This is a genomic window from Pseudomonas sp. NFACC56-3 (assembly GCF_900100025.1).
Lineage (GTDB): Bacteria > Pseudomonadota > Gammaproteobacteria > Pseudomonadales > Pseudomonadaceae > Aquipseudomonas > Aquipseudomonas fluorescens_AA.
The window spans coordinates 94029-118455 of the sequence record NZ_FMTK01000005.1 but is presented as its reverse complement, the minus strand read 5'-3'; the positions used below and the strand labels follow the sequence as shown (position 1 = coordinate 118455).

Below are 24427 nucleotides of genomic sequence, written 5' to 3'. Positions count from 1 at the left end.
CAGTATGACCGCAACCGTTCTGGTACTGGTTGAAACCGTCAATGAATACCTGCCGATTCTCGAGCGGCAGGGTTACCATCTGGAATTGGCGCCCACGCCGGCCGAACGCAAGACAGCGATTTTCGAACACGGTGAACGCTTCAGCGCGGTGCTGACCCGTGGTCCCCTGGGTTTGACGGCCGAGGAAATCGCCGCCCTGCCCAATCTGCAGATCATCTGCGTGATCGGCGCCGGCTATGAGCAGGTGGACCTGCAGGCCGCGCGCAACCGGGGCATCGTGGTAACCAACGGCGCCGGGGTCAACGCCTCGTCGGTGGCCGACCATGCCATGGCGCTGTTGCTGGCGTTGGTGCGCGACATCCCCCGGGCCGATGCGAGTGTGCGCCGTGGCGAGTGGGCCAAGGTCATGCGCCCTTCCCTGGCCGGCAAGCGCCTGGGCGTGCTGGGCCTGGGCGCGGTGGGCATGGCCATTGCCAAGCGCGCCGCCCTCGGTTTCGACATGAGCGTCAGCTACCACAATCGCCGGGTGCGCAACGACGTGCCCTACACCTTCTGCGCCACGCCCACGGAACTGGCCCGGGTCTCGGACTTCCTGATCGTCGCCACGCCCGGCGGCCTGGATACCCGGCAGTTGATCAACAAACAGGCCCTCGACGCCCTGGGGCCCCATGGTTTCCTGGTGAACATCGCCCGCGCCAGTGTGGTCGCCACCGCCGACCTGATCAGCGCCCTGGAACAGCGCCGGATCGCTGGCGCGGCCCTGGACGTGTTCGATCACGAACCCGAAGTGCCGGACGCGCTGAAAAGCCTGCCCAACGTCGTACTGACGCCCCATGTGGCCGGCCTGTCGCCGGAAGCGACGCGTGGCACGGTGGAGTTGGTGGGCCAGAACCTGAACGCGTTCTTTGCCGGCAAACCGGTGTTGACGCCAGTGCCGCTACCCGACGCGCAGCGTTAAAGCACCCCCAGCAAGGTCCACAACCGCCGGGATTCGGCATCGGCACTGATCAGTTCACCCAGCAGCTCGCTCAGCGGCTTGTTGCCCCACTCCACGCCACGCCGGATCAGATAGGGCACCGGGCTATGGGGCTCGGTACGGGCCAGGTAACCGGCGATCACCAGTAGCTGTCGGTAGGCCTCTTCACGATTGGCCGGTTCCTGGAAAACCTGGGCGGCCGCCTGCGGCTGGGGCGTCGACGTCGTCGCCGGGGACGCTTGCACCGGCACGACGGTGGGTTGCTGTGGGTGCATCGCGATGAACTCCTCTACCAGTGTCAGCAACGCCTGAATCACGTCCTGCAGGGATTTGTAGCCCGGGGCCAGGTTGCCCAGGTAAGCGTCGCTCCAGGCTTCGAGCCGTTGCAGGTGCTGCAGGCTCAGCAACAGACTGCCCTGGCGATGCAACCAGGCCTGCCCCAGCCAGGTCCTGAATCAAGTCTTTGCTGCGCTCCAGCAGCAGCGTGGTCGCGAGCCGTTCCAGGTCCGGCCACAGGGCGGTCGAAGCCCGCTACCTCAACGGCCAACTGCTGGAACCGGCCCAAGCCTCCGCCGAAGACGGCCGCCCACTGGACGCCGAGGGCAAACCGATCTCCCGGCTGCGCTGGTGGTTCAAGCGCTGGAATGACCCCGCTTGAACATGCGCCCTGACTTTCCTGTGGGCGCGGACTCGCTCGCGAAAGCGGCGGGTCAGTTTGTATCGACGTTGACTGTGCCGCCGCCCTCGCGAGCAAGCCTTGCTCCCACGAAATCCCCTCACCACAAAATCCTCAGTGTCCCAGTCCATCGGGCCCACCTTCGCACATTGGCATGCAGAGTTTGTGGTCTATAGTTCCTGACAGATCCCAGGATCTTTCGCTCGGGCCATCAGGAGCTACACCCCTCGAGCCGTACCGCGCCGACGCCCACCAGCCGTCGGTCGAACAATGCAGGGAGCACACCATGCCGATCCAGCGGCCTGAGACACTGAGGTTGGCCCCTGGCACTGCTCATCGTGCCGAGGCCGATGACGATAGCGAGGCCGGCGTGTTTCGGCGCGCCTTCGATCAAGCCAAGGAAGCCTACATCCTGTTCCCCCTGCTGGCCGTCCTGCTGTTGCTCGCCATCTGGAGCGCCACCCTCTACCTGATCAAGGTCGAACATCTTCGCGCGCAGCAAAGCGCCGCGACGGCCAGCCTGGAAATGGGCGCCACCTACGAAGCGCAAATGTTGCGCGCCATCCATGAAATCGATCAAACCCTCAAGCTGGTCAAATACACCTACGAGACCGAGGGCGAGCCTAACCCCCTGCGCCGGCTCCAGGAGCGGGCCTTGTTGCCGCCGGCCTTGGTGTTCGACGTCAGCGTGGTCAACCCGGACGGCAGGCTCGTGACGAGTACACGGGTCAACGGCCGGGAAAATATCGCTGACCCGAATGAGCAGCAAACACTGCGGCACAGCGACTCATTGTCCATCAGTCACCCGTGGAAAAGTCCAATCACCGGAGAATGGCGCTTGCGCTTCAGCCGGCGACTCGACGCCGCGGACGGCACGCTTTCCGGGATCGCCAGGGTCGAGGTCGACGCCGCCTATTTCGTCAGTAGCTACGACGCCGCGAAACTCGGCGAACAGGGTGCGCTCGGGTTGCTGGGCACTGACGGCCTCTTCCGCGTGCGGCGCACCGGAGAAACGGTACTGGCCGGCGATACGGTCGATTACACGGCAGTGGTGCCGGACGCGGAAAACACCGAGGCGGTGCTCTCGGTCAATGGTTGGGACGGGGTGCGGCGCTACACCAGTGCCCGCCAGCTCTACGACTTTCCGCTGGCGGTGATTGTCGGGTTGTCCGAGGAAGAACAACTGGCCGCGGTGAACCAACAGGCGCGTACCTACCTCTGGCGCGCGGCGGGCGGCAGCCTGGTGCTGGTGCTGCTGGTGGGCGTGCTCGCCCGGATGAGCTGGCAACTGGCGCAGAGCCGTTTGCGCGCCGCCGAAGCCCAGGCTCAACTGGCCGCCGCCGCTCGCCAGGCCGGCATGGCCGAAATCGCCACCAATGTCCTGCACAACGTAGGCAATGTGCTTAACAGCGTGAATATTTCCGCCGACCTGGTCACCCGCAAGCTGCGCACCAGCAAGGCCTTGGGGCTCGGTAAGGCGGTGCAAATGATGAACGAGCACGCCGATGACCTCGGCGACTTCATCTCCCACGACGAGAAAGGCAAGCTGCTGCCCGGCTACCTGAACCAACTGGTGGACGCGCTTGCGCTCGAGCAACAGAGCATGACCGAAGAACTCGGCCAACTGAGCAAAAGCGTTGATCACATCAAGGAAATCGTCGCCGCCCAGCAATCTTACGCCGGCACCTCCAGCCTTGCCGAAACCGTGCAGATCAAGGACCTGATCGAGGATGCCTTGCGCATGAACGCCGGCATCATCGCGGCGCATCGGATCACCGTGGTGCGAAACCTGGCCGAAACACCCTTGCTGCAACTGGACAAGCACCGGGTGCTGCTGATCCTGATCAACCTGATAAAAAACGCCAGCAGGGCGATGGATGACCGACCGGAGCCGCCCCCTATACTCATCCTGCAGAGCGAGATTCCCCAAAAAGACACCCTGGTGATCAAGGTCATCGACAACGGCGAAGGCATAGTGCCCGAGAACCTGACGCGGATCTTTGCCCATGGCTTTACCACACGCAAGGATGGCCATGGTTTTGGCCTGCATAGCTGCGTCCTGGCGGCCATGGAGATGGGCGGCTCGCTGGAGGCCCATAGCGATGGCCCGGGAACGGGAGCGACCTTTACGCTCAAACTGGCGATCTAGGCTACGCTTCGGCGCGTGATAACGCAGCTTCAGCCAACGTTACAAGGAACAGACGAATGGCGATCCACGCAACGAGGTTACCTTGACCCCCATGGTGAAAAAGCCCAATACCTTGGCCTTGGTAGTCGTGACACTGTATGCCGGCGGCGCCAGTGCCGACGCAGCCGACATGTTCTCGCTGAGCAGTTTCGGCACGGTGGGGATCGTTCATTCCAGCGAGAAAAAAGCCGACTTCACGTCCAGTATCTTCAAGCCCAACGGCGCGGGGCATTCGCGCAACTGGAGCGCCGACGTCGACAGCCTGATAGGCGCCCAGCTGACCGCCACCTTCACCCCGCAGCTGTCGGCCGTGGTGCAGGTCATTTCCGAGCAGCGCTACGACAACAGTTACCGGCCCTTCGTCGAGTGGGCCAACATCAAGTACCAGTTCACGCCGGATTTCAATGCACGCATCGGCCGTACCGTGTTGCCGACGTTCCTGGTGTCCGACACCCGCAAAGTGGGCTACACCCAGCCCTGGGTGCGGGCGCCCATGGAGGTCTACAGCCTGATGCCGATCTCCAGCAGCGACGGCATCGATGGCAGCTACCGGTTTCGTGTCGATGAAATCACCAACACGGTGCAGGCCCATTACGGCCAGACCGACAGCCGTCAGCCCGACGGGGCCGGCAAGGCGCTGACGAGAAATCTCTGGGGGGTCACCAACACCACCGAGCTCGGCGTCCTCACCACACGCATCACCTACATGAAGGCCGACCTGACCCTGGAGCCATTCAATTCACTCTTCGATACGTTCAGAGAGTTCGGTCCGGAAGGTATCGCCATCGCCGATCGCTACGATTCCGATGACACCCCCGTCGACTTTATCGGCGTGGGTGCCAGCTACGATCCGGGCGACTGGTTCGTCATGAGTGAATGGGGGCGTCTGGACAGCCGTTCCGGCCTGGGCAGGACCAGCGCCTGGTACATCAGCGGCGGGTACCGCATCGCAGCATTCACCCCCTATGTCACCTACGCGCGTTCCAGGACCGAAACCGAAGTCTCCAGCCCGGGCCTGACGCTATCGGCCTTGCCGCCGGCCCTGGCGGGCACGGCCGCCGAACTCAACGGTGCGCTCAACAGCATCCTGGGCTCGAACGAAGGCCAGCAGACCCTTTCCCTGGGTATGCGCTGGGACTTCACCAAAAACATGGACGCCAAAATGCAATTCGATCACACACGTTTCAAGGGCAACTCGGTCGGTCCGTTGATCAACCCCCAACCGGACTTCACGTCGGGGGGTTCGCTCAACGTCATCAGCCTGGCTGTTGATTTTGTCTTCTGATGGAGCAGGCCATGTGGGTTGTGAGACTCATCGGATTCGCCATGGCGGGGCTCGCCCTGTGCGCCGCCAGCGTTGCCGTCAAGGCCGACGTGGTGGTGGTCGTCGCCGCGTCCAGCCCGGTGAAAACGCTCGCGCGCAATCAGGTGGCGGATATTTTCCTGGGCAAGGCCAGTCGTTTTCCCAGCGGCGGACAGGCGATTCCCATTGACCAGACAGAAGATTCACCGACCCGCGATGAGTTCTACACAACGTTCACCGGCAAGTCCGCAGCCCAGCTCAAGGCGCATTGGTCGAAAATCATCTTCACCGGCAGGGGCCAGCCGCCGCAGGCGGTTTCGAGCGGGGCGGAGGTCAAGAAACGTATCGCAGAGAACCCCGACACCATCGGCTATATCGAGGCGCGGGAGCTGGACGGCAGCGTCAGGGCACTGCCGCTCGAGTCGCAATGAGTACGGGCCTCTACGTACCGAGCCCCGTGTCAGCCGCCTGGGCTTGCAGCAACAGCTTGAACTGATCGGCGGGCACCGGTTTGTTGAAGTAAAAACCCTGGAACTCATCGCAGGCGTTGTCCCGCAGGAAATCGGCCTGCTCCTTGGTTTCCACACCTTGGGCCACCACGGTCAGGCTGAGGGTGCGGCCCATCGCGATGATGGCCTCGGTCAGGGCCTTGTCTTCCGACACGCTGCTGATATCGCAGACACACGAGCGGTCGATCTTGATGACATCCAGCGGAAACTGCTCGAGCGCCGAGAGCGACGAATAACCGATCCCGAAATCATCGATGGCGATGCGGACCTGCAGGCGCTTGAGCCCGGTCAACACACCCAACGCCCTCTTGACGTCCTGCATGAGCAGGTTCTCGGCAATCTCCAGCTCCAACAGGCGCGCGTCCATACCGGTTTCGGCCAGTATCTCGGCCAGGTCCGTCAGCAGGTTCTCATCGGCAAACTGCCGTGCCGTGAGGTTCACGGCGACCCCCAGGTGTGGCAGCCCCTGTCGTTGCCAGGCGACGTTCTGCCGGCAGGCAGTCTTGAGCACCCACTTGCCGATCGGCACAATCAAACCGGTCTCTTCCGCGACCGGGATGAATTGCATGGGCGCCACGATCCCCAGGTCGGGATGATTCCAACGCAGGAGCGCTTCCATACCGGTGATCTGGCCACTGGGAATGTCCCGCTTGGCCTGGTAATACAGTTGGAACTCCTGGCGCTCCAGCGCGTGGCGCAAGCTCAGCTCCAGCGTCAGCCTTTCCAGTGAGTCCGCGTTCAGCTTCGCGGAGTAAAACTGGAAGTTGTTCTTGCCGCATTGCTTGGCCTGGTACATCGCGATATCGGCGTTTTTCTTGAGTGTCTGCTCATCCAGGCCATCCTGTGGGAACACACTGATACCAACGCTGGCGGTCACACGGAACTCCTGGCCCTGGAGGTTGAAGGGCCGGGCAATGGCGGTCAGGATTTTTTGGGCGGTAGTCGCCACGTCGTGGTCCTGAGACAGCTCCGGCAGCAAGATCACGAATTCGTCGCCGCCCAATCGGGCCACCGTATCGCTGCCGCGCAGACACGCCTCGAGGCGCTGCGCGACCTCCTTGAGCAGTTGATCGCCGGCATCGTGCCCCAGCGTATCGTTGACTTGCTTGAAGCGGTCGAGGTCAAGAAACAGCACCGCCAGTTGCCGATCATAACGGCTGGCCTCGCGGATGCTCTGGCTCAACAGCTTGCTGAACAGACTGCGATTGGGCAAGGCCGTAAGGCCGTCGTGATAGGCCAGGTACTCGACACTTTCCGCGTAGGCGATCTTGGCTTCGCCGGCGCGCAAGCGGCTTTGCACCAGTTGCCAGCTCATCCGGGCGAGCAGCCCCGCCAGCAACACCAGCATCAGGCTGCCGCCCGCGGCGCGCCACAGATAGGTGCGCGCTTGCTGGTTCACTGTGGCCAGTTGTTCTTCTTCGGACAACCCGACGATCACCGCCAGTGGAAAGTCGTAGAGCTGGCGGGCACTGGTGTAGCGCCACACACCGTCCCCTGCATTGGTTGTGCGTACGGCTTCGGTGTTTTCAGTGTCCGGTACCACGGTTGCGTAATCGATCGAGTCGCCGGCCGATACCTCCTCTCCACTGCGCCGTGCTCGAAAAACACCGTCAGTTCCTAACAGGCCGAGCAAACCGTGGTTGCCGAGTTTCGAGGCGTCATAACTGCTGACGAAATAGGCCGCATCGACCTCGACCATGGCGATCCCGGCGAACGCGCCCTCCCCACCATCGAGCCGTCGGCTGAAACGCAATTTCCACTCCCCCGTCACCGGGCTTTTCCACGGGCGGCTGATCGACAGCGCCGTGTCCGGGCCCAGCGTTTGCAGCTCATCCTTGGCCATTCGGCTTCCGGCTTCGCTCGGCTGGGTACTGGCGACGACCCGGCCGCTGGCGTCGACCACACTGACGTCGAACAAGTAGGGAGAAGGCAACAAGGCGCGTGCCTTGAGCTTGGGCAGCGGGTTGGGCTGCCGCTCGGACTCGTAAGTGTATTTGACCAGCTTGAGGGTCTGATCGATTTCACGCACAGCCCGCAGGATCTGCGCTTCATAGGTAGCGCCGACTTCCAGGCTCGCCTCGGCGATCGCCTGCTGCGCGCGGGCCTGTTCGACCTTGATCAGGTACAGGGTGCCCGACCAGATCACCACCAACAGCAGAACAGCCAGCAGCGGGAACAGGATGTAGGCTTCCCTGGCCTGGCCGAAACCGCGCCTGAACCAATGGCTCGTCCCATCGGCCAGGGGGTTTTCATGATGGACGATATCCGGGGCCGACGTCATTACACTCGCCCGTTGGATCGCCATGGTGTGCTCCCTGCCTTGTTCACTGCTGACAGCCTGCGGTATCCGATGCAGCCACGGCGCGAGGCGTCCGCAGTCCCTGATCGCCGGCACGGAAAGATTCCGGACCTGCTGAAAACTATAGACCACAAACCGTTCCCGCCACGGCCAATCGCACGCCGACCGCGGCTTTGCGTGGGGTATGAATGACGAAGTGCAGTTGACGCCCTTGACTTATTGGTCCAGTTTCTAATGCAACCGTGTCCGCAGTTTTCGTGCAGGACGCTCAGCTTGATAAACCCGGTTCGTTAATCAAAGGGTCTTTGCAAGCCTATGAATGATGTCAGTAGCCCCTCCTTCCCTGCCAATGATCACCCATGGTCATTCCTGTGTCGTTGATTCCCCTGGTGGTGTGTGACGACTCCAATATGGCGCGCAAGCAGGTGTTGCGTGCACTGCCGACAGACTGGCCGGTTTCGGTCACCGAGGCGAGCAATGGGCGCCAGGCCATGGACGCCATACGCCAGGGCCTGGGCCATGTGGTGTTGCTCGACCTGACCATGCCGGAAATGGATGGCTACCAAGTGTTGAGCGCCTTGCGTGACGAAGGCTTGAAAGCGCAGGTCATCGTGATTTCCGGTGACGTCCAGGATGAGGCGGTGCGCCGCGTGCATGAACTGGGCGCGCTGGCGTTCCTGAAAAAACCGTTCGATGAAAACGACTTGCGCCAGACGCTGGCGCGGCTGGGGCTATTGGCCCAGGGCAGCCAGGTGCCGTTGCAGAATCGTTCGGCCACGAACACGGCCATCAGTTTCCACGATGCGTTCCGCGAGACGGTCAACGTGGCCATTGGCCGGGCGGCGGCCCTGATCGCCAAGGTGCTGGGGGTCTTCGTGCAATTGCCGGTGCCGAACGTGAACCTCCTCGAGGTCGGGGAGTTGCACATGGCCTTGACCGACGTCGGCAGCTCCCAGCAACTCACCGCGATTTGCCAGGGGTTTATCGGCAGTGGCATCGCTGGCGAAGCCCTGTTGATCTTCCATGACTCGGAAGTCGCCGACATTGCGCAATTGATGCAGCGCCAGAGCGCCGACTATTCGGACCTGGAAATGTTGCTGGACCTTTCCAGCGTCCTGATCGGTGCCTGCCTGAGCAGCATTGCCGAACAGATCGACGTGGTGTTTTCCCAAGGCCACCCGCAGATTCTCGGCCAGCACGCAGCCATCGAGGAACTGATCCGGGACAACAGCAAACACTGGAAAAAGACCCTGGCGGTGGAAATCAGCTACAGCCTGGAAGGGCACGATATTCGTTTCGACCTGTTGCTGTTGTTCACAGAGGACTCCATCGAACGGTTGACCCACAAACTCGCCTACCTGATGAACTGAGCCATGAGCGAATCCATCGATCTGAACGAATTCCACTGGTTGCTGGCCATCGTTCAGAGCATCGACGTCGGCGTGGTGGTGCTCGACCGCGAGTACCGCGTGCAAGTCTGGAACACCTTCATGGAGAACCGCTCCGGGGTGCAGCCCAAGGACGCGCACAACCAGGATTTTTTCAGCCTGTTCCCTGAAATCGATCGCCAATGGTTCAGCCGCAAGGTAGAAAGCGTCGCGACCCTGGGCACGCCAGCGTTCACCGTCTGGGAGCAGCGGCCGTACTTGATGCATTTCAAGAGCTACCAGCCGATCACCGGCCAGGAAGCGTTCATGTACCAGAACACCACGCTGTTGCCGCTGCGCTCGCCCGACAACACCATCAAGCATATCTGCCTGGTGATCTATGACGTCACCGATGTCGCCACCAACCGGCATCAGCTCCAGGCCGCCAACACACAGCTGCAGCGACTCTCCAGCACCGATCGGCTGACGGGGCTGTACAACCGTGGTCATTGGGAGAGCAACCTGAAAGCCGCCTACGCCCGGCACCAGCGCTACGGCCATGCGTTGAGCCTGGTCATGCTCGATATCGATCACTTCAAAAGGGTCAACGACACCTACGGTCACCAGGCTGGCGACAAGGTCATCGAGCACGTCGCCAGGCTGCTGCACGAGCATGTGCGCGAGTCCGACGTGGCCGGGCGTTATGGCGGTGAAGAGTTCGGCGTGGTGCTCTCGGACACCGACAAGGCCGGCGCACAAATTTTCGCCGAGCGCCTGCGCAAGGCTATCGAAGCGCTGGAAGTGCAGTTCAACGGCCAGACTATCCGCTTCACCGTCAGCCTGGGAGTGGCGGACCTGAGCCAGCCCTCGAACGACCACGCCGAGCTGATCGCCAGGGCCGACCAGGCGCTGTATACCTCGAAGAAGACCGGGCGCAATCGGGTGACAGTACACGATTAACGTGCCCACTTTTTTCCAGGATGACGGTGAGAGTTGATGCCCACCACATGGGTTCATTGGCACCCACTTGCCAGCTTTACCCTATTTACCCAGCAACTTGAGCGTCACCCCATTCGTCCAGCCGAAGCCGTCCTGCAATTCATATTCGCCACCTCCCCCGCCGTCGCCCCGTCCGGACAGGTCGTATTTCTCCACCAACCTGTTTTCCTTGCGGTAGAGGTTCTCGACTTGCTGCAAGAAGCGATCGCCTATCTGTTGCGCCAGCGCGGTGTGCCCGTAGCGGTCCAGTCCTTCCACCGCGACCCATTGCAGCGGTGCCCAGCCATTGGGTTCGTCCCACTGCTGGCCAGTGTTGACCTGGGTGGTGGCGATACCGGCGGCACGCAACAGGCCATCACGGACCGCATCGGCGGTGCGATTGGCATGTTCGATGCTGGCCAGGCCCGTGTACAACGGGAAAAGCGTCGCGGCCGTGAGCGGCTGGCGTTGTTGCTGGCGTTGCCAGTCGTAGTCCACGTAGAAACCTTTGTCGGCATTCCACAAGTGCTGCTCGATGGCCCGCTGGCGCAATTCGGCGCGCCGGCCGTAAGCCTGGACGCACAGGGTGTTCTGCACCGTCTCGCAGGCTTTGGCGATGGTCTGTTCCAGATGATAGATCAGGCTATTGAGGTCCACGGGCACAATGGCCGTGGTGCGAATACTCGCCAGGTTCTGGCCATCGTCCAACCAGCGCGAACTGAAGTCCCAGCCACTTTCGGCGCCAGCGCGCAGGTCACGCCAGACTTCCTCCTTGGGCCGGTCCGGCGCCTGCTCGGCGGTGCGGACATCTTGCAACCAGGATTCCTGTCGAGGCGTCGGGCTGGCATCCCAATAGCGGTTGAGCACACTGCCATCGGCGAGTTTGACCACGTGCCGATCTGCAGCACCGGGCTTGAGTGCCTGGGCACCCGCCATCCAATAGGCATACTCCTTCTGCAACTGTGGCAGGTATCGCCCATAGGCCTGGTCACCTTCGATACGCGCCTGCAATTCCACCATGTAGGCGAAGAATGGCGGCTGCGACCGGCTCAGGTAGTAGGTGCGATTACCGTTGGGAATGTGGCCGTAGGTGTCGATCATGTAGGCAAAGTTATCGGTCATCTGGCGGACCTGGGCCTTATTGCCACTCTGCTCGAGACCCAGCATGGTGAAATACGAATCCCAGTAATACATCTCGCGAAAGCGTCCGCCAGGTACTACATAGGGCTGCGGCAAGGGCAACAAACTGCTGTAGGCCGGCACCTGGCTGTAGGATCGGCTCAGTATCGGCCAGAGGCTGTCGATGTGTTCCTGGATCGGAGCGCCGGGCTTGGGCGCCGGGCTTTCGGCTTGGCCAGATTCAATGAAGTTGTCTTTCACGAAAGCCTCGATATCGAAGCCGTCGCGGTCACGTCGGGCCAGGTAGTCGGCGCGGATCTGCGCCGGATCACGGTTGGGCAGTGCGTCCACGAAATGCTTCTGGTCGCTGAACACCTGCCCACGCTGCACCGCTTCAAAGAGCTCGGGGTAGGCCTGGTCGGGGGGAAGATTGGCCCGTCCCTGGGCGTCGACGTAGCTCCATGTGACAGGCGGTTGGCTCGAACAGGCCACGCACAGCAGCGCGGCAAAGGAAAGGCTGGTGAGGTCGATCGGTCGCATCAAAGGGTCCATCCTGTTTTTCGTTCCTGACGAACGAGTGACCTGCAGGAATGGACCTGGGTTCAGTCAACGATGCAGTGTCGGGCGACGCCCAGATGAAGAATGCCCTGACGTGGGAAGCCGCCATCGCGAGCAAGCTTTGCTCCCACAGGTTTGAGGCTCAACTGACAGGCATTACTTTCCTAGGCCGCTTTTTCAAACTCCATCAATGCCGCCAACACCAACGGGTGCAGGACAGCGTCAGGATGTTTCGTTTGCCAGGCCATCAAGTCGCGACACATGGTTGGCGTCCAGAAGTTCTTGATGTGCTGGTACACACCACGCACCGCCACCGCATGGTCCGGCTCACTGGCGAAATACTGACCGATCTGGTTGGCCATCTTGATCAAGCTGTCAGAACTCATCGACGCACCTCGGCTTTTTCGGCATGGCGACGCTCCCTCAGCAGGCGGCCTTGTTCGTCACTGAAGGCCTGGTAACGCTTCTGCCATTCCGAAGGTTGGCTGACCCGCACAACCTCCACCGCTGTCACCTTGTATTCCGGGCAATTGGTGGCCCAGTCGGAGTTGTCGGTGGTGATCACGTTGGCGCCCGATTCCGGGAAGTGGAACGTGGTGTAGACCACACCCGGTGCCACCCGCTCGGTCACCCTGGCGCGCAGTACCGTCTGCCCGGCACGGCTGCCGATACCGACCCAATCTTCGTCGACGATCCCGCGGTTCTCGGCATCGGTCGGATGGATTTCCAGACGATCCTCCTCGTGCCACGCGACGTTTTCGGTGCGCCGGGTCTGGGCGCCGACGTTGTACTGGCTGAGGATGCGGCCGGTGGTCAGCAGCAGCGGGTAGCGGTTATTGACTTTCTCTTCGGTGGGCACGTAGCCGGTGAGCATGAAGCGGCCCTTGCCGCGCACGAACTGCTCGATGTGCATGGTCGGCGTGCCGTCCGGCGCGGCATCGTTGCAAGGCCATTGCAGGCTGCCGTGGCGCTCAAGTTCGGCGTAGCTGACGCGGGTGAAGGTCGGCGTCAGGCGGGCGATTTCATCCATGATTTCCGAAGGGTGGTTGTAGTGCATCTTGTAGCCCAGGGCATCGGCCAGGGCGATGGTGGCCTCCCAATCAGCCTTGCCGGCCAATGGGTCCATCACCTTGCGAACGCGGGAGATACGGCGTTCGGCGTTGGTAAAGGTGCCGTCCTTCTCCAGGAACGAGCTGCCCGGCAGGAACACGTGGGCGAACTTGGCGGTCTCGTTGAGGAAGATGTCCTGGACGATCACGCATTCCAACGCGGACAGCGCGGCCGTCACATGTTGGGTGTTGGGGTCGCTCTGGGCGATGTCTTCACCTTGGCAATAAAGCGCCTTGAAGGTGCCGTCCAGGGCCGCTTCGAACATGTTCGGGATACGCAGGCCCGGGTCAGGTTGCAAGGTAATGTTCCAGGCCTGCTCGAACTCGGCACGGACCGCTTCGTTGGAGATGTGCCGATAGCCTGGCAACTCGTGGGGGAACGAGCCCATGTCGCAGGAACCCTGGACATTGTTCTGCCCACGCAGCGGGTTCACCCCGACACCTTCGCGACCGATGTTGCCGGTCGCCATGGCCAGGTTGGCGATGCCCATGACCGAGGTGCTGCCTTGGCTGTGCTCGGTGACGCCGAGGCCGTAGTAGATGGCCGCGTTACCGCCGGTGGCGTAGAGCCGTGCCGCGGCGCGGATCTGCTCGGCAGGTACACCGCAAACCGGGCCCAGGACCTCGGGGGAGTTTTCCGGCTGGCTGACAAAATCGCGCCAGCGGGCGAAGTCCGACGCCTCGCAGCGGGCCTCGACAAAGGGCTGGTCGATCAAGCCTTCGGTGGCAATGACATGGGCCAGCGCGTTGAGCATCGCCACGTTGGTGCCGGGGCGCAGTTGCAAATGCAGTTCGGCGCGGGCGTGGGGCGAATCCACCAGATCGATGCGCCGTGGGTCGATGACAATCAGTCGCGCGCCCTGGCGCAGGCGGCGCTTGAGCTGAGAACCGAACACCGGGTGCGCGTCGGTGGGGTTGGCGCCCATCACCAGAATCACGTCGGCTTTCATCACCGAGTCGAAACTCTGGGTCCCGGCGGATTCGCCCAGGGTCTGCTTGAGGCCGTAACCGGTAGGCGAATGGCAGACGCGGGCACAGGTGTCGACGTTGTTGTTGCCGAATGCGGTGCGCACCAGTTTCTGCACCAGGTAGGTTTCTTCGTTGGTGCAGCGACTGGACGTGATGCCGCCGATGGAGTCGCGCCCGTACTTGAGCTGGATCCGCCGCAGTTCGCTGGCGGCGTAGGTGACCGCCTCGTCCCAGCTGACTTCCTGCCACGGGTCGTTGATGTGCTTGCGGATCATCGGCTTGGTGATGCGATCCGGGTGCGTGGCGTAGCCCCAGGCGAAGCGGCCCTTGACGCAGGAATGGCCGTGGTTGGCCTGGCCGTTCTTGTCCGGGACCATGCGCACCAGTTGTTCGCCTTTCATCTCGGCGCGGAACGAGCAGCCCACGCCGCAGTAGGCGCACGTGGTGATGACGCTGCGCTCCGGCTGGCCGATTTCCACGACGCTCTTGTCGATCAAGGTCGCCGTCGGGCACGCCTGCACACAGGCGCCGCAGGACACGCATTCGGAATCGAGGAAGTTGTCACCCCCGGCCGCTTCCACCCGGGAATCGAAGCCGCGCCCGCTGATGGTCAGGGCGAAGGTGCCCTGGATTTCCTCACAGGCACGCACGCAGCGGCTGCAGACGATGCACTTGCTCGGGTCGTAGTCGAAATACGGGTTGGAAACGTCCTTGGCCTCGTCCAGGTGGTTGGCCCCTTCGTAGCCATAGCGCACTTCGCGCAGGCCCACCTGCCCCGCCACGGTCTGCAATTCGCAGTTGCCATTGGCCGAACAGGTCAGGCAGTCCAGCGGGTGGTCGGAAATGTACAGCTCCATCACGTTGCGGCGCAGCGTGGCGAGCTTGGAGGTTTGCGTGCGCACCACCATGCCCTCGGTCACCGGCGTGGTGCAGGACGCGGGATAGCCGCGCATGCCGTCGATTTCCACCAGGCACATGCGGCAGGAGCCGAAGGCTTCAAGGCTGTCGGTGGCGCAGAGCTTGGGGATGGTGGTGCCGAGCAAGGCCGCGGCACGCATGACCGACGTGCCGGAGGCGACGCTGATTTCGCGCCCGTCGATGGTCAGGCTGACCTGCACGTCGCTTTCACGCGCCGGGGTGCCCAGGTCGATGTCGGTGCGGGGATCGAAGATGGTAATCATTGGTCGGCCTCCGTGGTCGCCAGACCGAAGTCGGCGGGGAAATGCTTGAGGGCGCTGGCGACAGGGTAGGACGTCATCCCACCGAGGGCACAGAGCGAACCGTATTGCAGGGTGTCGCACAGGTCCTGCAGCAACAGGGCCTGTTCCTGACGGGCACCGGCTTCAGTGCTGGCGATCAGGCGATCCACCACTTCCACCCCACGGGTGGAGCCGATCCGGCATGGCGTGCACTTGCCGCAGGATTCCTCGGCGCAGAACTGCAAGGCGAACCGGGCCATCTGAGCCATGTCCAGGCTGTCGTCGGCGACCACCACACCACCGTGGCCGAGCATCGCACCCATGGCGGCGAACGCTTCGTAGTCCAGCGGCGTATCGAACTGCGAAGGCGGCACCCAGGCACCCAACGGACCGCCCACTTGCGCGGCCTTCAGCGGGCGTCCGCTGGCGGTACCGCCGCCGTAACCTTCCACCAATTCTCGCAGGCTCAGGCCGAAGGCGCGTTCCACCAGGCCGCCGCGACGGACATTGCCGGCCAGTTGGAACGGCATCGTGCCCAGGGAGCGGCCCATGCCGAAGTCGCGATAGAACTGCGCGCCCTTTTCCAGAATGATCGGCACCGAGGTCAAGGTCAGCACGTTATGCACCAGCGTCGGCAAGCCGAACAGGCCTTGCAGCGCCGGCAGCGGCGGCTTGGCGCGCACCGTGCCGCGCTTGCCCTCGAGGGACTCCAGCAGCGCCGTTTCCTCGCCGCAGATATAAGCGCCGGCACCGACCCGCACTTCCAGCTCGAACGAGCGACCACTGCCGCCGACGTTCGCACCCAGGTAACCGGCCTCACGGGCGATGTGCAGCGCGTCGTTCAGGGTACTGACGGCGTCCGGGTACTCCGAGCGCACGTAGATATAGCCCATCGTCGCGCCTACGGCGATGCCGGCGATGATCATGCCTTCGATCAGCAGGAAGGGGTCGCCTTCCATCAACATACGGTCGGCGAACGTGCCGGAGTCGCCTTCGTCGGCGTTGCAGACCACGTACTTCTGCGGCCCCTGGGCATCACGCACCGTGCGCCACTTGATGCCCGCCGGGAACGCCGCGCCACCCCGGCCACGCAGGCCGGAGTCCAGCACGCTGGCGACGACATCCGCGCCGTCCATCTGGATGGACCGGGCCAGGCCCAGGAAGCCGCCCCGGGCACGGTAGTCGTCCAGAGACAGCGGTTGCGTGATGCCGGCGCGCGCGAACAGCAGGCGCTGCTGGCTCTTGAGATAGGGAATCTCCTCCACCGGCCCCAGGGCCAGCGGATGGCTACCGGGATCGCCTGCCAAGGCATCCAGCAGGCCCGGCACATCGGCCGGCGTGACAGGGCCGAAGCCCAGCCGGACGCCGGCGCTGTCCAGCTCCACCAACGGTTCCAGCCAGTAGAGGCCACGGGAACTGGTGCGCAACACCGTCAGCGGCAGCTGGCGACGTTCAGCCTCACGGACCAGCGCATCGGCCACCTTGTCCGCGCCCACGGCACGGGCTACCGAATCACGGGGGATACAGAGCGTCAGCATGCGCCCTCCTCCCTGCAATCATTGACCAACTGACGCAGACGCTCGGGCGTGATCCGGGCATGCAGCTCCCCGTCCAGTTCCAGGGCCGGCGAGCAGACGCAGGCCCCCAGGCAATAGACCGGCCGCAGGCTGATACTGCCGTCGGCGCTGGTGCCGTGATCGTCCAGCGCCAATTGCTCGCGCAACTGCGCAGCCAAGGCTTCGGCGCCCATGCTCTTGCAGGACTCGGCCCGGCACAGGCGAAGCGTATGGCGCGCCGGCGGCGTGGTGCGGAAATCGTGGTAGAAACTGATGACCCCGCGCACTTCAGCCAGGCTGAGGTTCAGGGCGTGGGCGATCTCCGGGATGGCGCTGTCGGGGACATACCCGCAGCCTGCCTGGATGGCATGGAGAATAGGCAGCAAGGCACCGGGGGTGTCCTTTTCGCGCGCAAGCACGCTATGGATCAAAGGCAGGTGAAGCGTCTCATCAGGCATAAACGTACCTCGGCATCTCGAACGACACCGCCGCATGGCGGCAGCCGTCCGGAGTCTTGGCTGCGGCGTCCGGCCCACGTCACGGTAGCGTGGCACATCCGATCGCCATTCTCGCTCTCCGGCCAGGTGTCTTTGGCGCACTTGGTCCGGGGCATCTTCACAGCTTGCCACTCCCGGGGGTTGGCGATTGCACATGGACGACGAAACGTGTCCTGAAAGCGACTCCTTGAAAGCCGTCCCCGTTAATCAGCGTGCTTGAACAAGTATAGGCATACGCCGTATCCGCTTATTCGAACCGTCACTGCGCCTTAATGGGCTTGGCGCAATGCATTGGCAACCAGCGTGAATGCAGGCGAAGGTTGCCGCCGGCTGGGATAGTACAAATAGTAGCCTGAAAACGGCGGGCACCAATCTTCCAGCACGCGCACCAGCCGCCCCTTTTGAAGTTGGCGAGCGCTGCGTGAAGCCCATGGCAGTGATCAGGAAAAATCCTGAGAAAACGGAAAGCTGATACCATCCGGCCATTGACACGCTGAGCAGAACGACATGAATCGCCGCAAGAAAATAAACCAGTTATTGAAGGCTAACGCCAAAAAGGCCAGTGCCAAGCTGGCACCCAAAAGCAAGAATCAATACATCAGCAAAGCCGACCGACTGAAACTGGCGGCTGAAGCCAGTGATGCGCCCATCACACCTGCGCAAAGCTGATCCACGTCCCCCCTTGAAGCGCTACGCCAAAACCGCCGCGCCTGGCTGCTGATCTCAAGCTTGCGCTTCAGTCCTGCCGGGCTGGCGCCCCTCCTCTCGAAATCATCTGCCCTCGGCGAAATTTCGGACCGTCAGTCACATTGCGTCTTGCGCTAAATATATGGAAATACGAATATGTATTTTTCCATATATCAGGTTTTCGAACGGACGGGAGAGGTGCAATGACTGAGTTTTCCAGCGAACCCCCAAATGACCTTCCAAATCTGGACCTGTCACTTTTCGATGTACCTACGCCGGAAAAGCTCGCGCAGAGCGCAGAACCACAGCACAAGCCGCGCATACTTCTACTGTACGGCTCAACCCGCGAGCGCTCCTTCAGTCAATTGCTGACCCGCGAAGCGGCACGCCTGTTGGAGCTCATGGGCGCCGAAACCGCAATCTTCGACCCCTCCGGGCTGCCGCTGCCGGACGATGCGCCCGTCGATCACCCCAAGGTGCAGGAACTGCGCGACTTGGTGGTGTGGTCGGAAGGCCAGGTATGGTGCTCGCCAGAACGCCATGGTTCGATGTCGGCGGTGTTCAAGGCACAGATCGACTGGATCCCGCTCGCCCTGGGCGCGGTTCGTCCCTCACAGGGCAAGACGTTGGCGGTGATGCAAGTGTGCGGCGGCTCGCAATCCTTCAATACGGTGAACCAACTTCGCGTGTTGGGTCGTTGGATGCGCATGGTCACGATCCCCAATCAATCCTCCGTCCCCAAAGCCTTCCTTGAGTTCGACGAAGCCGGGCGCATGAAGCCGTCGTCCTATTACGACCGGGTTGTCGATGTCATGGAGGAATTGATGAAGTTCACCTTGCTGGTGCGTGGCAGAGAAGCCTATTTGGTCGACCGCTACTCCGAGCGCAAGGAAAGTGCCGAAGCGCTGTCCAAACGCGTTAACCAGAGGTCCATCTAGGCGCAGCGGCAGAATCAGGATGTGCCGCGTTTGGCTTTTCGAGGCAAAATACGCCCTTGAACCGCAAGCAACGCATGGGTGAGCGCTATTACATCCAAACCCTCCAGCCCAACCCCGAGTCAGGGATCGAAACACCATGGATGAACGCCAAGCAGCCATCAAGCACAAGATCCGCGCCGTGGTGAGGAGTAGCGAATCCGACGAGATCACCTATCGATCAGAGTGGCTCGGTTACCTGCCCTTCCCGGTTTTTCAATGGGTTGAATATCAGGGCGAAAGCTTTTCCAGCGACTTCCCCTTCGATTGGACCCTTGAGGATTTGACCAGTCTTGAGCGGACGGGGTTCTTGGAAACACTGGAGGCTTACGAAAATCCGGAAGACCATTTTGATCGGGATATCAGGTATCGCGTTCATGTGGAATGCGCATAACGGTTGGCAGGGGAAAATGGACAACCTGAGGAAAGGAAATGGGCATTCTTGATCGCTTGTTCGGCGGCCGCTTCAGCCTGCCGCCACCGGAAGAAACGACTGTCAGCGACGCGGCGATCATGCGGGAGTTGCACCCCTATCGCTCCGGGCTCAAGGCCTTTGCTCAAGCCCTGTTGGCCCGCATGCCAGAGGGCGAACGCGCCCGGCTGGTCAGGCGTGTGCTGCGCATTTACGGCTCGGGCCAGGAGCCGGCCACGGCCCTGGTGGAAGGCCTGCTGGATGCAGACAAGGGCCAGAAGCTCGAACACTTGGCTTTGCTAGGCGTCGACTGGAAAGGCTTTGATGGTTTCGAATATCTGATGCCCTATCTGGTCAGCGCCAGCGGAGTGAAAGAAACTTACCCCTACCGCCATGAGGGCACGCTGTCGATGTTGGAGACGCTGGCCAATTTCGACCACTGGCTGGCGGCGTTCGATAAACGCTACCTGCACCTGGACTCCGGTGGCGACGAATACATCGGGTTCATCGCCGAGGCAGACCAGGTCGAAGCCATGATCGAACTCGCGCGGCAGGCAGGTCTTGAAGCGCACCTCGAGCGCTTCTGAACCAGAAGATGTATTCGCCGAGCATCGTTCTCCCGCTGAACGAAGCGAACAGCATGACAGTCGGAGCAACAGGACCCTCGACAAAGAAACCTGGCCCATGCTCCTACGCCCCACTGCCCTCGCGACCTTGTTCACCCTGGCTGCCGGCACCGCAACCGCTGCGCCGGAACCACTGCGCCTGGAAAGCCTGAAACGCTGTGGCGACCTGCTCGAAAGCCAGCACCAGGACTGGTGCCTGACAGCGCGCGGGTTGGGCGACGGAACGCCACAACTCAAGTTGGGCGCAAAGGCGCTACCCGTGGACACGGTCCAGCGTGACGGGGAAACCCTGCGCTTGCGCCTGGACAGCGCCGATTACCAGAGTGGCCCGCTCTGGCTGGAAGACGGCCCCCGCACCAGCAATGCCGCCTGGCTGACCTTGCGCAACAGTCATGTGCTGGCCGCCGGACCGGACGAAGTGGCGAAGAACATGGACGGCCTGACCACCTACGTCGACCTGGTCAGCGTGCTGATCGAAGAAGACCGTGATGGTCGTCAGGAAGCCGAGCGTCTGGCCCAGAAATATGGGGCGAAAGTGGTCGGTAGCATCGCGCCGCTGAACCTGTATCAACTTCGCCTGCCAGCCAAGGATCTGGTGCAGCGTGACGCCTTGGTCCTGCGTTTGGGCAGCGAGACCAGCGTGGATGCCGTGGTCACCGAGGAGTCCTCGGCCGAAGAAACCGAGCAGGCCCCTGCCCAGCCTGAAGAACCGAAGAAACCGGCCCTGGACTCCGACGAATGGGCCGCGAATCGTTTTCTCGACGCGGTGAATTATTACCAACGACGCATCCCCGGGCGACAACCGCCCATCCAGCCGCAACCGGTGCGCATCGGCCTGATCGAGCGCGATGTGGATTTCGACACGACGGATTTCGCGGACTACCTCGGCGCTTGCTCGCCACCGCGCACCTGCGTCTACGCCCGTGATGCGGACAGGCCGGACAACCACGGCACAACTGTCGCCGGCATCCTCGCCGCACGCTGGGACGACAGCGGCAACACCGGCTTTCTCCGTGGCCTGGACAAGGCCAGCGGTGGCTTCGAGGTCATCGTCGAACGTAATTCCGATGCCGGGATCACCGCCAACATCGCCGCCTCGGTCAACCTTGTGGAAGATGGCGTGCGCGTGCTCAATTGGAGTTGGGGCATCCATCGCGTCGGCGCCAAAGACATCAAAGGCGATGACGTCGACTCGCTGCTGCGCTCAGGCCTGGCCATGGGCGGCTACGAAGAACTGCTGGAAGAGTTTTTCCTCTGGCTGCGCAAGGCGCACCCCGACGTGATCGTGGTGAACTCCGCCGGCAATGGCTCCTCGTTCTCGGGTCGTGATGAATACCGCCTGCCCTCCTCCTTCATCACCGAGCAATTGCTGGTGGTCGGTGGGCACCAGCGCAGCGAACGCACCGACGTCGCCGTCGATGACCCGGCCTATGCGGTCAAGCGCAGCTCCTCGAACATCGACATGCGCGTCGACATCACCGCCGCCGCTTGCGCCCACGCCTCGACGACCAGCGCCGGCCAGGACAGCGCGGTGCATTGCGGCACGTCCTACGCCACCCCCATGGTCGCGGGCCTGCTGGCGGCGATGCTGTCCATCAACCCGCAATTGCAACCCGAGCAGTTGCGCATGCTGCTACGCCGCAGCGCCATGACCATCGGCGACAACCACGACTTCGAACAGATGGACGCCGAAGACCTCACCGCCCCCATCCTGCCGTCGGAGCGTCGCTACCAACTCAACGACAAGGACGTCGGCCGCTCGGCGCGGCTGGACATGCAAAAGGCCCTGGACCTGGCCGCGCAAAGCCGTGACCGCGTGCGCTGAACCGCTGGGTCATGGGGCCAGTCGGTGGATGGATCGCACCGAGTTCGAAGGAAAGTTGCAAGCCGTTACCTGCTGATGCCATTCGCCTTAAAGAGCCAGTCCAGTGCCTCTTGCACCGTTGGGGCAGCGACATCGGATGGGCTCGATTCGATCTGCCCGGCGGTGCGTTGAAACAGGTCTCTCACACCGGGAAGCACCGCTACAGGCATGTTGGCGGCACGCAACTGACGCTCGGCCTCTTCGACCTCTTTCAGGCGGCGCGGAGCATGGACAACGTGCGTGCGGATCAGGGCACCGAGAAAGTCGGGCAGACTCGCTTGATCAATGTCGCTCAAGGCGTCGTGCAGCTTGCCAGTCACCCCTTGTTTTTCAGCAGCCATGAAGCATTCGATCGTCAGGGCTTCCAGCCCTTTGGTGAAAACGCTACGCAGGATCTTCAGCGCCGCCGCGTCCCCCGCGACACCGTCTTCCACGGCCTTGAGTGGGGCTCCAGCGGACGCGAACAGCGTAATCGCCCGGTCCAGCCCCGCCCCCGCACCGAGCAGATTGGTTTTCTCGTGGGTCAGGGCAATAGCGCCAAGAATGGCGACGTCAACATAGGCAATGCCCAACGCCAAGGCGTGTGCGGCGGCGATTCTGATCTGGGCTGGATCGGCGGTGGTCATATCCACGAACAGCGCGTTCTTGCGCATGCTGCCGAGCGCCTGTTCGGCAACCGACAGGGAGACCGTTCCGAAGACGCACGACACCACCACATCGCACTCGGGCACTGCATCGGGGATGGACGTCGAAATATCCAGCCCCAATTGCGTTGCGAACGCCTGGGCACGAGGGGACGGCTTCAAATCACACAAAACGATGTCATGTCCCGCGCTTGACCAAGGCCGCGCATAGGTGAGGCCGACTTCGCCAGCTCCGATAATTCCGATTTTCATTGTTGAGGTTTCCGATTCAGTGCGCCGCATAGGCGCCTTTGTAAGTGCCGGCAGCAATTTGTGCCAACATCTCTGCCTCTTTTTGCTCGGTCGCCCAGCACCGTTGCAGCAGGCTTTCTGCCTCCGATGCCGGGAACGCCACGATGCCATCGTGATCACCCACCACGATATCGCCAGGTGAAACGAGCATGCCTGCGATGCTGACCGGCACGTTGATTTCACCAGGGCCGTTCTTGTACGGGCCACGATGGAATCCCGCTCGCGCGAACATCGGGAATGTTCCTTTCCCTATCGTCGCCAGATCACGAATGGCACCGTCCACTACGACACCGGCCGCACCGCGCTTTTCGGCGATTGCCGCCATGATGTCCCCCATCAAGGCCCGGCTGATATCGCCTCCGCCATCGACCACCAATACCTGGCCGGGACTGAGGATTTCCAGCGCTTGATGAATCGCACGGTTATCCCCGCAAGGGACTCTCACCGTCAGCGCGATACCCGCCATAGTGCCCTCTATTCGATGGAATGGCTTAAGCAGCGCGCCGGGTAAACGGTCCAGGCAGTCGCTGATAATGGAAGTGGACGTGCGGGTATAGGCCGCCAACAGGGTGCTGATGTCGGACGATGGAGCGATAGCGTTCATGTGGACTCCTCGGGTGTCTGATAGCTGCGAGGATAAAGAGGCTGCCAAATAGAAAAAGCGATATTATTCTATGACCATACATGCATTAAAGGAATGAACGTGATCACGCTTCGGCAACTCACTGCGCTTCACTGGATTGAACGCCTGGGCACCTTTGAGCGAGCGGCGGAACACCTGCATACCACCCAGTCCGCCATTTCCAAACGGGTGCAGGAGTTGGAATCGACCACCGGTCTTCAACTTTTCGATCGCACGCAGCGTGGCGCACGGCTCACTGCAACCGGCGAGGAGCTACTGGTCATTGCCCGGGAAATGCTCAGCCTTGCCGACCGGATCTCTTCATTGAAAGATGGCACGCATGTGATGACCCGGCGCCTGAGACTAGGCGTAACGGAACTCACCGCTCTCACTTGGCTGCCCCGATTGATCGCGCGGCTGGTGGAGGACTTTCCAGGGCTGACGGTTGAGCCAGAAGTAGACATGAGCCGCAATCTTCACGAGAAACTCATGGACGATCTAGTGGACCTCATCATCATTCCCGACACGTTCACAGCGCCGGAAGTGACGGCGGTCCAGTTGGCCATCGTGGAGAACGCCTGGATGGCTGCGCCCGGTCTGATCGCAGATTCAGGGGTCATGGCATTGGCCGAACTCGCCAAATATCCGGTACTGGTGCAGGGAAAGCGTTCAGGCTCCGGACTGTTCGTGAACAAGTGGCTGGGAGCACTGGGCATCGACCTTCCCAAGACACTTTCCTCCGACAGCCTCACTGCAATGCTTGGTTTGACTGCCGCCGGGCTAGGCGTGACCTACCTGCCGCTTGAATGCTTTCGCCCACTGGTCGACGAAGGGAAGTTGGTCATCATCAAGACAGACCCTGAGCTGCCGACTGTGCCCTATATGGCCATGTACCGAAATGACCGGCCCTCGGCCTTCGTCACCGAGGTGGTTTCCCGGGCGACAGAATTGTGCGACTTCTCCCGCCAACTGCAAAGCTGACGAGGAGCGCTGAATGGCTTCAA

20 protein-coding genes and 3 pseudogenes are annotated in these 24427 nt (G+C 62.1%); 13 read left to right on the top strand and 10 right to left on the bottom strand.

Annotated features, from left to right (window positions below; genetic code table 11):
• Nucleotides 1-4: 4 nt before the first annotated feature.
• Nucleotides 5-958: a 2-hydroxyacid dehydrogenase gene (locus BLO80_RS09785; protein WP_092327727.1), complete on the top strand. Its 954-nt coding sequence runs from the start codon at nucleotides 5-7 to the stop codon at nucleotides 956-958.
• On the opposite strand, the pseudogene BLO80_RS09780 reads toward BLO80_RS09785, so the two are convergent.
• A pseudogene (locus BLO80_RS09780) lies at nucleotides 955-1407 on the bottom strand (type VI secretion system protein TssA); the annotation flags it as partial. The gene BLO80_RS09785 and the pseudogene BLO80_RS09780 overlap by 4 nt on opposite strands.
• Nucleotides 1408-1481: 74 nt before the next feature.
• Between BLO80_RS09780 and BLO80_RS09775 the strand changes: the two are divergent.
• The 4 genes and pseudogenes from BLO80_RS09775 to BLO80_RS09760 all read left to right on the top strand — a co-directional run.
• Nucleotides 1482-1634 (top strand): annotated as a pseudogene (locus BLO80_RS09775) (toxin-antitoxin system YwqK family antitoxin); the annotation flags it as partial.
• A gap of 304 nt (nucleotides 1635-1938) precedes the next feature.
• Nucleotides 1939-3801 carry an ATP-binding protein gene (locus BLO80_RS09770; RefSeq protein ID WP_092327725.1) on the top strand — a complete coding sequence of 621 codons (1863 nt, stop codon included), beginning with the start codon at nucleotides 1939-1941 and terminating at the stop codon, nucleotides 3799-3801.
• Nucleotides 3802-3892: 91 nt separating this feature from the next.
• Complete coding sequence (locus BLO80_RS09765) at nucleotides 3893-5125, top strand: porin (RefSeq protein ID WP_092327724.1); 1233 nt, start codon at nucleotides 3893-3895, stop codon at nucleotides 5123-5125.
• 11 nt (nucleotides 5126-5136) lie between these two features.
• Entirely contained in the window at nucleotides 5137-5574 is a 438-nt protein-coding gene (locus BLO80_RS09760; RefSeq protein ID WP_092327722.1) for a type 2 periplasmic-binding domain-containing protein, read from the top strand.
• Nucleotides 5575-5584: 10 nt separating this feature from the next.
• Here BLO80_RS09760 and BLO80_RS30050 read toward each other — a convergent pair whose 3' ends face one another.
• Nucleotides 5585-7957 (bottom strand): bifunctional diguanylate cyclase/phosphodiesterase, encoded by a 2373-nt coding sequence (locus tag BLO80_RS30050; RefSeq protein WP_092327720.1) that lies wholly within the window; start codon nucleotides 7955-7957, stop codon nucleotides 5585-5587.
• 353 nt (nucleotides 7958-8310) lie between these two features.
• On the opposite strand from BLO80_RS30050, the gene BLO80_RS09750 reads away from it, so the two are divergent.
• Together BLO80_RS09750 and BLO80_RS09745 are read left to right on the top strand one after the other, a co-directional pair.
• On the top strand, nucleotides 8311-9321 hold the full coding sequence (locus tag BLO80_RS09750) for a response regulator (protein WP_092327719.1): 1011 nt from the start codon (nucleotides 8311-8313) through the stop codon (nucleotides 9319-9321).
• A gap of 3 nt (nucleotides 9322-9324) precedes the next feature.
• Nucleotides 9325-10278 carry a sensor domain-containing diguanylate cyclase gene (locus BLO80_RS09745; protein WP_092327717.1) on the top strand — a complete coding sequence of 318 codons (954 nt, stop codon included), beginning with the start codon at nucleotides 9325-9327 and terminating at the stop codon, nucleotides 10276-10278.
• Between the two features lie 81 nt (nucleotides 10279-10359).
• On the opposite strand, the gene treA is transcribed toward BLO80_RS09745, so the two are convergent.
• The 6 genes and pseudogenes from treA to BLO80_RS09715 all read right to left on the bottom strand — a co-directional run.
• On the bottom strand, nucleotides 10360-11955 hold the full coding sequence (treA, locus tag BLO80_RS09740; protein WP_092327934.1) for an alpha,alpha-trehalase TreA: 1596 nt from the start codon (nucleotides 11953-11955) through the stop codon (nucleotides 10360-10362).
• Nucleotides 11956-12137: 182 nt separating this feature from the next.
• On the bottom strand, nucleotides 12138-12359 hold the full coding sequence (locus BLO80_RS09735; protein ID WP_092327716.1) for a formate dehydrogenase subunit delta: 222 nt from the start codon (nucleotides 12357-12359) through the stop codon (nucleotides 12138-12140).
• The gene (gene fdhF, locus BLO80_RS09730; protein WP_092327714.1) at nucleotides 12356-15232 is read right to left on the bottom strand and encodes a formate dehydrogenase subunit alpha; all 2877 of its coding nucleotides are present in this window, start codon (nucleotides 15230-15232) and stop codon (nucleotides 12356-12358) included. The genes BLO80_RS09735 and fdhF overlap by 4 nt, the downstream gene beginning before the upstream one ends.
• Nucleotides 15229-16788: a formate dehydrogenase beta subunit gene (locus BLO80_RS09725; protein WP_092327713.1), complete on the bottom strand. Its 1560-nt coding sequence runs from the start codon at nucleotides 16786-16788 to the stop codon at nucleotides 15229-15231. Before BLO80_RS09725 ends, fdhF begins: the two co-directional genes overlap by 4 nt.
• A complete protein-coding gene (locus BLO80_RS09720; protein WP_092327711.1) occupies nucleotides 16782-17264 on the bottom strand; it encodes a formate dehydrogenase subunit gamma in 483 nt (160 codons plus the stop codon). The genes BLO80_RS09725 and BLO80_RS09720 overlap by 7 nt, the downstream gene beginning before the upstream one ends.
• Nucleotides 17265-17572: 308 nt before the next feature.
• Nucleotides 17573-17719 (bottom strand): annotated as a pseudogene (locus BLO80_RS09715) (LysR substrate-binding domain-containing protein); the annotation flags it as partial.
• Between the two features lie 91 nt (nucleotides 17720-17810).
• Here BLO80_RS09715 and BLO80_RS09710 point away from each other — a divergent pair.
• The 5 genes from BLO80_RS09710 to BLO80_RS09690 all read left to right on the top strand — a co-directional run bounded on the left by BLO80_RS09710 (nucleotide 17811) and on the right by BLO80_RS09690 (nucleotide 21827).
• On the top strand, nucleotides 17811-17972 hold the full coding sequence (locus BLO80_RS09710; RefSeq protein WP_092165259.1) for a DUF2986 domain-containing protein: 162 nt from the start codon (nucleotides 17811-17813) through the stop codon (nucleotides 17970-17972).
• Nucleotides 17973-18193: 221 nt separating this feature from the next.
• Nucleotides 18194-18928 (top strand): arsenical resistance protein ArsH, encoded by a 735-nt coding sequence (gene arsH / locus BLO80_RS09705; protein ID WP_092327710.1) that lies wholly within the window; start codon nucleotides 18194-18196, stop codon nucleotides 18926-18928.
• 136 nt (nucleotides 18929-19064) lie between these two features.
• The gene (locus BLO80_RS09700) at nucleotides 19065-19358 is read left to right on the top strand and encodes a hypothetical protein (protein WP_092327708.1); all 294 of its coding nucleotides are present in this window, start codon (nucleotides 19065-19067) and stop codon (nucleotides 19356-19358) included.
• A 38-nt stretch (nucleotides 19359-19396) separates the two neighbouring features.
• Complete coding sequence (locus BLO80_RS09695) at nucleotides 19397-19963, top strand: DUF6630 family protein (protein ID WP_092327707.1); 567 nt, start codon at nucleotides 19397-19399, stop codon at nucleotides 19961-19963.
• Between the two features lie 97 nt (nucleotides 19964-20060).
• Complete coding sequence (locus tag BLO80_RS09690) at nucleotides 20061-21827, top strand: S8/S53 family peptidase (RefSeq protein WP_092327705.1); 1767 nt, start codon at nucleotides 20061-20063, stop codon at nucleotides 21825-21827.
• A 65-nt stretch (nucleotides 21828-21892) separates the two neighbouring features.
• On the opposite strand, the gene BLO80_RS09685 is transcribed toward BLO80_RS09690, so the two are convergent.
• Nucleotides 21893-22762, bottom strand: coding sequence for an NAD(P)-binding domain-containing protein (locus BLO80_RS09685; RefSeq protein WP_158264736.1), 870 nt, complete (start codon nucleotides 22760-22762; stop codon nucleotides 21893-21895).
• Nucleotides 22763-22778: 16 nt separating this feature from the next.
• The gene (locus tag BLO80_RS09680) at nucleotides 22779-23405 is read right to left on the bottom strand and encodes an RraA family protein (protein ID WP_218189369.1); all 627 of its coding nucleotides are present in this window, start codon (nucleotides 23403-23405) and stop codon (nucleotides 22779-22781) included.
• 93 nt (nucleotides 23406-23498) lie between these two features.
• Between BLO80_RS09680 and BLO80_RS09675 the strand changes: the two genes are divergently transcribed.
• Complete coding sequence (locus tag BLO80_RS09675) at nucleotides 23499-24404, top strand: LysR family transcriptional regulator (RefSeq protein ID WP_256574178.1); 906 nt, start codon at nucleotides 23499-23501, stop codon at nucleotides 24402-24404.
• Nucleotides 24405-24427: the final 23 nt, after the last annotated feature.

What these genes read in the sequence shown, in the direction of transcription:
- BLO80_RS09785 (WP_092327727.1), top strand. Translation starts at nt 5, where the DNA reads ATGACCGCAACCGTTCTGGTACTGGTTGAAACCGTCAATGAATACCTG.
- BLO80_RS09770 (WP_092327725.1), top strand. Translation starts at nt 1,939, where the DNA reads ATGCCGATCCAGCGGCCTGAGACACTGAGGTTGGCCCCTGGCACTGCT.
- BLO80_RS09765 (WP_092327724.1), top strand. Translation starts at nt 3,893, where the DNA reads ATGGTGAAAAAGCCCAATACCTTGGCCTTGGTAGTCGTGACACTGTAT.
- BLO80_RS09760 (WP_092327722.1), top strand. Translation starts at nt 5,137, where the DNA reads ATGTGGGTTGTGAGACTCATCGGATTCGCCATGGCGGGGCTCGCCCTG.
- BLO80_RS30050 (WP_092327720.1), bottom strand. Translation starts at nt 7,957, where the DNA reads ATGGCGATCCAACGGGCGAGTGTAATGACGTCGGCCCCGGATATCGTC.
- BLO80_RS09750 (WP_092327719.1), top strand. Translation starts at nt 8,311, where the DNA reads ATGGTCATTCCTGTGTCGTTGATTCCCCTGGTGGTGTGTGACGACTCC.
- BLO80_RS09745 (WP_092327717.1), top strand. Translation starts at nt 9,325, where the DNA reads ATGAGCGAATCCATCGATCTGAACGAATTCCACTGGTTGCTGGCCATC.
- treA (WP_092327934.1), bottom strand. Translation starts at nt 11,955, where the DNA reads ATGCGACCGATCGACCTCACCAGCCTTTCCTTTGCCGCGCTGCTGTGC.
- BLO80_RS09735 (WP_092327716.1), bottom strand. Translation starts at nt 12,359, where the DNA reads ATGAGTTCTGACAGCTTGATCAAGATGGCCAACCAGATCGGTCAGTAT.
- fdhF (WP_092327714.1), bottom strand. Translation starts at nt 15,232, where the DNA reads ATGATTACCATCTTCGATCCCCGCACCGACATCGACCTGGGCACCCCG.
- BLO80_RS09725 (WP_092327713.1), bottom strand. Translation starts at nt 16,788, where the DNA reads ATGCTGACGCTCTGTATCCCCCGTGATTCGGTAGCCCGTGCCGTGGGC.
- BLO80_RS09720 (WP_092327711.1), bottom strand. Translation starts at nt 17,264, where the DNA reads ATGCCTGATGAGACGCTTCACCTGCCTTTGATCCATAGCGTGCTTGCG.
- BLO80_RS09710 (WP_092165259.1), top strand. Translation starts at nt 17,811, where the DNA reads ATGAATCGCCGCAAGAAAATAAACCAGTTATTGAAGGCTAACGCCAAA.
- arsH (WP_092327710.1), top strand. Translation starts at nt 18,194, where the DNA reads ATGACTGAGTTTTCCAGCGAACCCCCAAATGACCTTCCAAATCTGGAC.
- BLO80_RS09700 (WP_092327708.1), top strand. Translation starts at nt 19,065, where the DNA reads ATGGATGAACGCCAAGCAGCCATCAAGCACAAGATCCGCGCCGTGGTG.
- BLO80_RS09695 (WP_092327707.1), top strand. Translation starts at nt 19,397, where the DNA reads ATGGGCATTCTTGATCGCTTGTTCGGCGGCCGCTTCAGCCTGCCGCCA.
- BLO80_RS09690 (WP_092327705.1), top strand. Translation starts at nt 20,061, where the DNA reads ATGCTCCTACGCCCCACTGCCCTCGCGACCTTGTTCACCCTGGCTGCC.
- BLO80_RS09685 (WP_158264736.1), bottom strand. Translation starts at nt 22,762, where the DNA reads ATGAAAATCGGAATTATCGGAGCTGGCGAAGTCGGCCTCACCTATGCG.
- BLO80_RS09680 (WP_218189369.1), bottom strand. Translation starts at nt 23,405, where the DNA reads ATGAACGCTATCGCTCCATCGTCCGACATCAGCACCCTGTTGGCGGCC.
- BLO80_RS09675 (WP_256574178.1), top strand. Translation starts at nt 23,499, where the DNA reads ATGAACGTGATCACGCTTCGGCAACTCACTGCGCTTCACTGGATTGAA.